Genomic DNA, 10,055 nt, shown 5'->3' on the forward strand with positions numbered 1-10,055 from the left:
GAGGGGAAACATGAACAAGAAGAAAAGGCTTTCAACTTTTTTATTAACCTTCATGCTCTTTAATACCGTAACAGGAATAGTTCCGAAATCCACATTTGCTGAGGAACCAAAAGAAGTAAAGTTAATTCTTGATTATGATATGAACAATATTGAAGGTACAACAGTTAAAGATAGCACTGGGAATTTTGATGGAAAGCTGGTGAATTTCCAAAACGCTGACCTTATTAAGGGGACAGATGCAGGAGTTATAAGCTTTAAAGGCGGTTCTACTAGTTCATATATTGAAATGCCTAAAGGTGTCTTAAATAATTTGGATAGTATCACCGTTTCTTCTTTGGTGAATTGGAAGGGTGTTAATGAAGCCGAATGGTTATATGCGTTAGGTCAGGACAGTAACAAATATTTGTTTACGACGCCGAAGCGTAACTCGGGTGACCGCTCTTCAAGAGCAGGACTCGGGATAACAAGCTGGATGAATGAAGCAGGTGTAAATGCGACAACTGGGCCATTAAAGTCGAGTGAATGGAAGTTGATAACTACTGTTATGTCAGGTGTAGAAAAAACGATAAAGCTGTACATTGATGGGGTTGAAGTGGGTACTGGTTCTACGAACGGTTATACATTAGCACAAATCAACAATGTTAATGGAAGAAGTGGTTTTATCGGGCGTTCATTTTATTCTTCTGACCCGTATTTTGGAGGAATGATCGCAGATTTTAAAGTGTTTGATGGAGCTTTGACAGCAACAGAAGTAAGTAAACTAAAAGAAGAAGCTGATAAAAAAATTGCTGCCATGGATGGACTACTGCTAAATCACGCTGCTGAAAAATTAGATTACTCCATTTTTATCAATCAGAACCAAAACAAAGACGAAATTAATTCGGATTTATCTTTCCCTAAAAATGGGGCATTTGGAACATCCATCACTTGGGAATCACAAAATCAAAACATTATTACAAATGATGGTAAAGTTAATAGACCTTCTTATGAAAATGGTAACCAATCGGTAGGAATTATAGCTACTATATTGGAAGGTACAAAGACTTTGACAAAAGAATTTATCGTTACTGTATTAAAGAAACCTCAAGATTCAGTGACCGTTCAAATGGATGCAGAAGATTTGAAAGTTCATAACATTAATGATGTTCGCGGCAATCTAACTTTTCCGAAATCAGGAGCTAATGGTTCTACGATCACATGGAAATCAACTGACCCTTCCATCATTACACCAACTGGAGAAGTGAAACGTCCTGGAAATGGTGTAGGAGATAAAATGGTTAAATTGACAGCAACTCTCACATTACACAATGAATCAATCACAAAAGCATTTTTAGCTAAAGTGAAAGAAATGCCGAAAAAGGAGAACTATGAAGGATACGTCTTCAGTTATTTTACAGGAGAAGGTTATTCGAATGGTGAACAAATTTATTTTGCCTTAAGTGAAGGAAACAATCCACTTAAATGGCAGGAGTTAAACAATGGGGAGCCTGCAATCACTTCTAATTTAGGTGAAAAAGGACTTAGAGATCCATTTATCATTCGTTCCCCTGAAGGTGATAAGTTCTATTTAATTTCCACAGATTTAAAAATTAATGGAGATTGGAATTGGGACAGATCCCAAAGGACAGGAAGCCGCTCTATAATGGTGTGGGAATCTACTGATTTAATTAATTGGTCAGAGCAAAGAATGGTAGAAGTATCTCCAAAAGAGGCTGGAAATACATGGGCTCCGGAAGTTACGTATGATGACACGACTGGTGAGTATATTGTGTTCTGGGCTTCCAAATTGTATGACAATGAAGCGCATAGCGGCTCTACTTACAACAAAATGATGTATAGCAAAACAAGAGATTTCCATACGTTTACGGAACCAAAAGTTTATATGGATTATGGATATTCAGTTATTGATACCACCATCATTAAGGATGACGGAAAAATCTATCGTTTTACAAAAGATGAAAGAAACAACACGACATCTTCACCAAACGGTAAATTTGTTTTTGAAGAAGTTGGGGATTCGGTTCTTGATCCTACTTTTGATCTTATTAAAGAAGGGATTGGAAAAGGATCAATCGGTGCAGGTGAAGGACCTACCATCTTTAAATCGAATACGGAAGAAAAGTGGTACATGTTTATTGATGAATTTGGCGGTAGAGGGTATGTTCCTTTTGAAGCAACCAATTTACACTCAGGTGAGTGGAAGATGTCAACAAACTATAGTTTACCAGCACGCCCTCGCCATGGAACCGTAATGCCGATTACAAAACGGGAACATGAAGCATTACTTGCAAATGTTCCAACAGTCAAGAAGCAAGAGCCCGTTCAACAAGTACCACGCGTTACTGTGGATAAGGAAAAATTGGAGTTAGCAGAAGGAAAAGCTGCACAGTTGACTGCAACAGTAACACCTGAGAGTGTTGTCAATAAAGATGTTCTATGGTCCAGTAATAATGAAGAAGTAGCAGTAGTGGATGAAACGGGTAAAGTTACTGCGAAAAAAGAAGGTACTGCAAAGATTAGTGTAACAACAGTCGATGGTGGTAATATGGCTGTTAGTGAGGTCATCGTAGAGAAACAGAAGGACTTAACACGCCCAGAAGGGCATTTTACGATTAATATTGGTGCGAAATTTACAAAAGATCCGAATGTTACTCTATTTCTTGAAGCAAAAGATGATTTAAGCGGAGTGAACCAGGTTCGCTTTTCCACGAATGCTAAGGACTGGACAGAGTGGGAAGTGTATAAAACAGCAAAAGAATTCACCTTGCCTTCAGGAGATGGGGAGAAAACAATATATGTTGAATTTAACGACCATGCTGGAAATGTAAGTGAAACGTACCAACAAAAAATAATACTTGATACGACTGCTCCTTTGATTCAATTTATCGGTAATGAAGGTACGTATCCTGTTGATGCAAAGATAGCGATTTCCTGCAGTACATCGGATGAAGTGTCAGGGGTTGATTCCTCTAATTGCCCTAGTACTGAAGGATATGCGTATAACTTCGGCATTGGTGTTCATACAATCTCAGCTTCGGCTACTGACAAGGCGGGGAATACAGCAGTAGCTGAAAATAAGTTTACCGTAACTGTTGATTTTGATAGTTTAAGCCGATTGACCCAATCTTTTGTAAGTAAGGATGGGGTGTCGCATTCACTTGTTGCAAAACTCCAGTCGGCAAAAGAAGCGGCCGCTAAAGGTAACAAACAGGCCGTAGACGGTAAACTTAAGGCGTACGTAAATGAATTGTCAGCCCAAAGCGGGAAAGCAATTACTGAACAACATTCAAATATTTTGATTGATTTGATGGATAATCTCTTATTTAAATGAAAATACATCAGTTAGGAATTTTTTTATAGTGAACATGTAGTTAAATACGTTATGAATTAATGTTTACGAGTGCCCATAAACAGGAAAACCAAATTAAATCAAGACATAATGAAAGGAGAAAAAGGAGGTACGGTACGTGTTACTGTTTAAATTGGTACAAACCGAAAAGAAAATAATGGAATACCAGCAGGCGATGTATGACTTAGCAAAAGTAAGTGGACTAAATGATCCGTATGTATTATCTATAAGTCAAAAGTTAGATAAAGAAATTCTGCTTTTTCAAAAAAATTCATTAAAATATGCCCAAAGTACCTAAATACAAACCTGTAGTCAGGTTTTAACAATTAGTGGGAAGCATTCTGTAAAATTACAGGGTATAATAACTTTAATAATTATATATACTCATATACTGATTATTTAGTGATAGGATGACTCAGAAGGTTAAGTATTCTATTAGTGTTGATTACGGAACACAATCAGGAACAGTTAATGTGTAGTTAAAAAATTTTAATATAAATCCATAGTGATATTACCCCCTTTTAAGTTGACAGTGTAAAAACCATGCAAAGTGCTTGGGTGTTACACTTTTAATTGGAGGGGATTTTTTTTATGGCAAAAGACAATGTGTGTTAATTTTATGATAATCGGTAAATGATTTACCGAAATTATTTAAATTAAGTAAATTATTTATCGTTAATATTTAGTTTTATTTAACTAGTCCGCTAATGTATTTATTCACTAATCTTAATTTATAAACAACTTTAGACAAATAATAGAGAAGAATATATAATCATTATGAGGAAAAAACATGAAAAGAGGAGAAATAATGGATATAAAACGGCAAAATGTCGATTTTGGTAATTCGGTTTTTCAAACCCTTGTGGACGGTTATTATTTTGAAATTCCTACAAATGTAGTAGAAATAACGAGGGAAAAGGCAGACGGCCACTTTCCGTCTACTTTCCATGATCCCCAATCCCTTCTTCAAAGTTTACTCATTTCAACTACGATAGACGGTGTTGAGAAATATTATTTGGTGGGCGATTCAGCGGAAAAACAAGTGTTAGGAAACAGTCATATCAACAAACTTCATGATAAAACGGAATCTGAGATTCCCTATGTGATGTTCCTGGCGTCAGTTGCTTATTACAATGTATTAAAAGGAAACGACAAAGAAGATAAACGAGTGAACATTAATTATTTTTCTACTATGCTTCCAATTTGGTTGCTTAAGAAAACGAACAAGTTTAGTGATATGCAAAATAAAATGGCAAGCCGATTTGAAGGGGAGCACCAAGTAACGATTTTAACACCAGGATTTGAAAGAGTTGTATCCATTCATGTCGAAACAAGCAAATGCCGGATTGAAAGTGAAGTTGCTCGTTGGGCAATTAAAAAAGATTTTGATTTACAAGATCGAGAGGAAGCAAATTCATTTCTAAACTTTGAAACTCTAATTGTGGATTTAGGAGGGGGGACTGTTGATCTTGCGTTGCTTCAAGCAGGACTTCAAGCTCCTAAGAGCAGGGAATCATTAAATTGCTTCGCCGACATTTCGTATCTAAAACACATTGAGAAACTAAGAAGTGAAAAGTTACTGGAGTACTTTGATGATGTTCGTTCACTAGAAGAATTCATTATCAATAACATTGAAAAAACAAAAATGGAGCAGAGGGATGGAAATAGCGGTAAAAAGGTTGATCTCACTGAGCAAATCCATGAGTCATTAAGGGAGTACACGCAAATTTTAATAACGAAAATTGAAAACACATTCCCGTCACCTAAAGATAAGGTCTATAAATATGTTTATATTGGTGGAATTGCCAGCATCCTGAAACAATTCATCCAAGAATCGATCGAAATAAGGTATGGAGTCGAAATTAGAGAGCAAAATCATCTATTCCTTCAGGATACAAGAAAATTAAATTTATACGGGCTAGAAATAATAAGCAGGCATGAAACAAACGTAGTTTTCGCCTAAGAAGAGGGAGGAGAACATATGAGCAACAAAGATTATCTTCTTGGGGAGAAGTCTGCTTTCGGATTAGACAATCTGTATTCACATCTAGGTGCACAGATGATTGCACCATTTTACGCACTATCGAGCCTTTTTTTAACTGCTGTTAATCTCCAAACGGATGTGGGCAAATTAATGAATAAGGAATCAGGAAGTAAGGACCAACGTATAATGTTTACTTTAGAAACTTCAAAAATTTCTCCAAAGGTGTATTCAATTCTTGAGCAAAAGGCAAAAGAAAATGAGCTGGAGGATTATATAACGAAGCTTGTTGAGCAAGATGTAGAAAAATTGGACAAAGAAGAAGAGACCATAACTGTATTGGATACACTTCGTAAAGAGTTTTTAGGTAAGATCAACCTACTTAAACAAGAATTCGCTTCACGTGTTGTTGTAGATCCTAATGAGATTGGGTCCGGCCAAGCATACGAGCTGCGGAATTTTGTAACGAAACTCGGTGAGCAAAAATTAGACAAGGAAGAATTCCAAACGTTGTTAAACTCCCTTCGAAGCGATTTATTAGATGAAATTAGCTTGCTTAAAAATGAGCTTGCTTTCCGTCCTGATGTTCCTTCCAATCCAAAAAAGCAAAATCCTCCTGTAGAACCTACGGAGGTAGTCACGGATATTAAAGAAGGACAATTACTCGAAAGTGATCGAGTAAAAGGGACTATTGAAGAAGTCATAGATATGGATTTTTAAATATGAAATAGCGGAGTGATGCTCTGCTACTTTAATAACACGTCCAAGAGATTCCTCTTGGACGTTCGTTGTAAACGGAAGAAGGAATTATTTACTTCGATTAGAGAATTTACTTGAGTAAGGATGTGGTTAAGTTTAACTTCTAGACTTTTTAGTTCTTTTCCAAAATCTTTAATTTCGGATTGCAGTTCTGCATGGTTTAGTTGTTTAGCTCTCGTTTCTTCCAAAAGATCTTCTAAGTCAGAAGAAAAAACTTTATACAATAACTAATTGACAAGCTTCTCATATAGGTGTAAGTTACATATAGTGTTTTTTATTAATTAGGAGGTTTTTTATAATGGAATTAAACAATGAGTTAGTTACTAATTTTGGTGAATCTCTATTAAACATTTGGACAAACAGTTTGGACAAGGTGACCGATTCTCAAAAAGAAATAGAAAATCTTTTGCTTCAAGCATTTACAACACAAAAAGAATCATTGGAGAAAATTGCTGAAGGAATGGACTTTATCCAAGAACAACAGAAAAAATTAATTGCAGATGTTCGCGATTATGTAATGCAAAATGTTGAAACAGTTTACGGTGAACAAGCAAGCCAAACTTTCGAAAAGTGGTATGCTCAACTAGATGAAATAAATAACCGTGTTCAACAGTTAACCTCCACTCCATACAAAGAAAGTTTAAATTTATTAAATCAGTCACAAGAGCAGTTCCAACAATCGATTAAAAATAGTATCGAACAGCAAAGAAAGATTCGTGAAGAGGCTGTAAATCAATTTAAAACTGCACAAAAAGGATTTATGGATTTATTTGAATCCAACACAAAAATGGCATTTAATTTGTTTAAGTAGAACAGCGAATTTTCTCTATTATATTTACAATGTACATATAATATATATATATCCTACCACTGAAGGGGCAATGGTAGCCACCATTGTGAAACGTAATTAAAATATAGTTCAACAATTTGATTATTTTCATTGCTGGCCTTCTAATATCCTTATCTTGCTCTCATATTTTGGAAGGTAAAGTCTGTATTTCGTTCTGCTATTTTTTATTAAATTCTATTAAATATGAGAAATTTTTTTGTTTTATAGACTAACAAAGATTTCCTTTTTGTTTAAATCACAATGGTAAAGACATTGGAGAAAATATACCTTAATCTTTATCAACGGGTGCAAAGAAAGGAGTTGCCATTTGGCAGCTCCTTGTTGTGTTAATAAGCAGTTTAGCTGAACCAGAATTTCGCATTATATTCGATCCTCTGTAGTGGACATCTTGGCTGTAAGGATGGATAACGGGTGCTTTGGTCTTAGAACAAAATGGAAGAGTCTTTTGTGTTTTTATATACCAATTAATATTCTAAACAGGAATTTTCTATTATAACCGTAAACACAAAACTATAATTCTATAGGGTGTGGTTTGGGCGGGGATACTTTTTGTGGCAGGTCCGTATATAACAATTAGATCTCTGTTCGCAGGGGTTCTTGAAAAGAGTTGCCCATTTGTTAATACTATTTGAGTATATGGAGAAATATTTAATCGTAATCGTCCATCACTACTCTCCAACTCACTATTAAAATAATCTACTTTTACATTCTGATATGGGCTATCTTTTACCATGACAAGTGCTTGATATTGTGGAGGGTAAATAAGTAGAGCAGGTGCATTTCCGTCATAATATCCAGTCACGTGATCTCCTACTGCCACCATTACATGGTCAACAAAGTAAGTTGTGGGAGACACCACGAAATTTACTAATGCTCCCAATCCGTTTTCTACAGATATTAATTTATAACAGCCTTCACCTCCACCATTTTGACCTGTAAAAAAATCACTAATCATAGTGACAGTCCCGTAAAAAGAATAAAAATTTGTCATACAATACCTCCATTACTTTAAAAAGAAATGCATACGGCGAACCATTAGTAGAGGCTAATTAACTTTGTTCCAAGTATGGCTGTTGCCAATCTTGTAGATAAAAATTGAGTGCCATTCCATGTTAAAAGGTTTTCGACATATCCTAATGTATCCGAAATAGAAATACCAATAATTCTTTGAAAAACAAGTAAATCATAACTCGTGACTTTTTGACTCGTAACAATTGGATTTAAAGCACCCGCAGAAAGAACCTCGCCTTGAACTGGTTGTTTTAATTTTCCATTTTCATGGTGAAGCTGTGATAGGTAATCATAGCCTTTTTAACTAATGTCAAGAGTGAAAAGTAGGTCTAATGAAGGACTTCCTACATTTACTCTATAAAGATCTTCATAATTGACTTTGAATGTATAGCTATTATTATATATTTCAAAATCAAACAATAGGTGAGGAATATTATTACTGAAGGAGTAAATATAGAATATACCGTACCCCCCGCTACCCTCCAGATTCAAAACTTACCAAAATATCCAATATATTATCTTTAGAAAAAATCCCCAAGGAAGAGCTTAGCATTGTATCCAGCATTATTTTGAAGATTAATTGTTGAAATCTGGTTAGAACGCCCATCTTGAATTACAAGTGTAATATAATCTGCGAAGATTTCGGTTTCAACGTTTTTTCTTCCATTTAAATAGACGTAATCAATTAAACCGTCACCTGTAACGTCACCTTGCTTCATGTCAGGCATCACAACGTTTCTAGAATAAGTATAGGTACCATCCGTTTGTTCTTGGAATTGCCCGTACAAATAACTTCCCCCTATAAACATTTGGCAATTACTTGGTGTTTCATATGCAGGTTAATACCAGCACCTATCGCTTTAAAATCTATAGCGGGTCTTTCTATTGGTGTAAAAGGTGGGGCGGGTCGAGTAATAGGAAGTGAGCATCGATTACCTCCAGCCTATGCTGCATTTGCTAATACGGCTTTAGCACATGCTTTAGACTATGATGATATTAATGATTTAGCTAGAATCCATCCACCCCCTGTTACATTAGCTGCCGCATTAGCAGCTGCTGCCGCTGAGGATTCAAGGAGTACGGATCTTATTACTCCAGTTGCACAAGGAAACGAGTTATTGTGTCGACTGGGATATGCAATCGAACCCAGGGGTACTGGTACGGATTCCAAATGGTTCTTAAGTCAACTGTTTGGTTATTTAGGTGCAGCCATAACTGCTGGACTGGTCCTTGGATTAGATGATAATGAGTTAGTTAACGCCTTAGGACTGGCATATATGCAAGTAGCTGGCGGTAAGGAACCAGGTGTTGGTACTGGTTCCCAAGCTAGATCAATTTATCTGGCATTTTCATCAATGGGAGGTGTTCAAGCAGCATTAATAGCCCGAGAAGGGGTGACAGCACCTGCAAGTTGTCTGGATGGGAAGACGGGTTTCTTTCTAAATTATTTTGGGAAGAATTTAAATGAAAAACAACGAAGCGTATTATTGAACTCTGAAACATGGGGGTTTTCCGATACATCTATTAAACTTTATCCTAGCTGTCGTTACTCACATCCCTTTATTAAATTTTGTGCATGGGAGTGTTCACTTGAATAATTTGACGGAGAGAGCCCTTATGGATACCGAAGTGTTAGATTTATCTAATCGTATAAAAATTGAGCAAACACAGGCTGATACGCCTGGAATTCCTTTAGGTGATACTAAGATAGTAACCGCTAAAGGTACAAAAAGACATATAGAACGGATTTACCCTGAAACATCGTTTGATGAAGTTAAGAAGAAGTTTATCGAATGTTGTCAGTATGCAAACGTAGCTGATCCTGAAGTGCTGTGGGATACGTTAAGCCATAATCTAGATTTTGATGAAGTGAATAGATTACCAATAATTATTCATTAGTTCTTAAGGATCAGTCCCCCAAAGGAGTAAAGTATTACTCCTTTGGGGGACTGATCCTTTTTGTTGTCGTTGATTGACTCCAAATCTCTATGCAGACAACATTATATCAAGAAAATTTCAATTACCAACCATAACTCAACTAGTTTATAATAAAAGGATATCCAAATTGGGTAGTAGGAGTCTATTTCTATGACACTAAGAGATTA

General features: G+C 36.0%; 9 protein-coding genes. 7 read left to right on the forward strand and 2 right to left on the reverse strand.

Annotated elements, in window-relative coordinates; translation table 11 throughout:
* Positions 1-10 precede the first annotated feature (10 nt).
* The 5 genes from ACSU6B_RS06150 to ACSU6B_RS06170 all read left to right on the forward strand — a co-directional run bounded on the left by ACSU6B_RS06150 (position 11) and on the right by ACSU6B_RS06170 (position 6,900).
* Positions 11-3,331: an immunoglobulin-like domain-containing protein gene (locus ACSU6B_RS06150; protein ID WP_410883620.1), complete on the forward strand. Its 3,321-nt coding sequence runs from the start codon at positions 11-13 to the stop codon at positions 3,329-3,331.
* Between the two features lie 136 nt (positions 3,332-3,467).
* The gene (locus ACSU6B_RS06155; RefSeq protein ID WP_410883622.1) at positions 3,468-3,647 is read left to right on the forward strand and encodes a Spo0E family sporulation regulatory protein-aspartic acid phosphatase; all 180 of its coding nucleotides are present in this window, start codon (positions 3,468-3,470) and stop codon (positions 3,645-3,647) included.
* 510 nt (positions 3,648-4,157) lie between these two features.
* The gene (locus tag ACSU6B_RS06160; protein WP_410883750.1) at positions 4,158-5,312 is read left to right on the forward strand and encodes an Alp7A family actin-like protein; all 1,155 of its coding nucleotides are present in this window, start codon (positions 4,158-4,160) and stop codon (positions 5,310-5,312) included.
* An 18-nt stretch (positions 5,313-5,330) separates the two neighbouring features.
* Positions 5,331-6,050 (forward strand): hypothetical protein, encoded by a 720-nt coding sequence (locus ACSU6B_RS06165; protein WP_410883624.1) that lies wholly within the window; start codon positions 5,331-5,333, stop codon positions 6,048-6,050.
* A 337-nt stretch (positions 6,051-6,387) separates the two neighbouring features.
* Positions 6,388-6,900: a hypothetical protein gene (locus ACSU6B_RS06170; RefSeq protein WP_215003483.1), complete on the forward strand. Its 513-nt coding sequence runs from the start codon at positions 6,388-6,390 to the stop codon at positions 6,898-6,900.
* Positions 6,901-7,429: 529 nt separating this feature from the next.
* On the opposite strand, the gene ACSU6B_RS06175 is transcribed toward ACSU6B_RS06170, so the two are convergent.
* Together ACSU6B_RS06175 and ACSU6B_RS06180 are read right to left on the reverse strand one after the other, a co-directional pair.
* Complete coding sequence (locus tag ACSU6B_RS06175; RefSeq protein WP_410883626.1) at positions 7,430-7,930, reverse strand: hypothetical protein; 501 nt, start codon at positions 7,928-7,930, stop codon at positions 7,430-7,432.
* A 541-nt stretch (positions 7,931-8,471) separates the two neighbouring features.
* Positions 8,472-8,738 (reverse strand): hypothetical protein, encoded by a 267-nt coding sequence (locus ACSU6B_RS06180; RefSeq protein WP_410883628.1) that lies wholly within the window; start codon positions 8,736-8,738, stop codon positions 8,472-8,474.
* On the opposite strand from ACSU6B_RS06180, the gene ACSU6B_RS06185 reads away from it, so the two are divergent.
* A complete protein-coding gene (locus ACSU6B_RS06185) occupies positions 8,715-9,548 on the forward strand; it encodes an MmgE/PrpD family protein (RefSeq protein WP_410883630.1) in 834 nt (277 codons plus the stop codon). The two genes, ACSU6B_RS06180 and ACSU6B_RS06185, sit on opposite strands and share 24 nt — an antisense overlap.
* A 19-nt stretch (positions 9,549-9,567) precedes the next feature.
* A complete protein-coding gene (locus ACSU6B_RS06190) occupies positions 9,568-9,849 on the forward strand; it encodes a hypothetical protein (RefSeq protein WP_410883632.1) in 282 nt (93 codons plus the stop codon).
* Positions 9,850-10,055: the final 206 nt, after the last annotated feature.

The sequence above is a fragment of the Neobacillus sp. C211 genome (assembly GCF_051842875.1).
GTDB lineage: Bacteria > Bacillota > Bacilli > Bacillales > Cytobacillaceae > Neobacillus.

What these genes read in the sequence shown, in the direction of transcription:
- ACSU6B_RS06160 (WP_410883750.1), top strand. Translation starts at nt 4,158, where the DNA reads ATGGATATAAAACGGCAAAATGTCGATTTTGGTAATTCGGTTTTTCAA.
- ACSU6B_RS06165 (WP_410883624.1), top strand. Translation starts at nt 5,331, where the DNA reads ATGAGCAACAAAGATTATCTTCTTGGGGAGAAGTCTGCTTTCGGATTA.
- ACSU6B_RS06175 (WP_410883626.1), bottom strand. Translation starts at nt 7,930, where the DNA reads ATGACAAATTTTTATTCTTTTTACGGGACTGTCACTATGATTAGTGAT.
- ACSU6B_RS06150 (WP_410883620.1), top strand. Translation starts at nt 11, where the DNA reads ATGAACAAGAAGAAAAGGCTTTCAACTTTTTTATTAACCTTCATGCTC.
- ACSU6B_RS06190 (WP_410883632.1), top strand. Translation starts at nt 9,568, where the DNA reads ATGGATACCGAAGTGTTAGATTTATCTAATCGTATAAAAATTGAGCAA.
- ACSU6B_RS06170 (WP_215003483.1), top strand. Translation starts at nt 6,388, where the DNA reads ATGGAATTAAACAATGAGTTAGTTACTAATTTTGGTGAATCTCTATTA.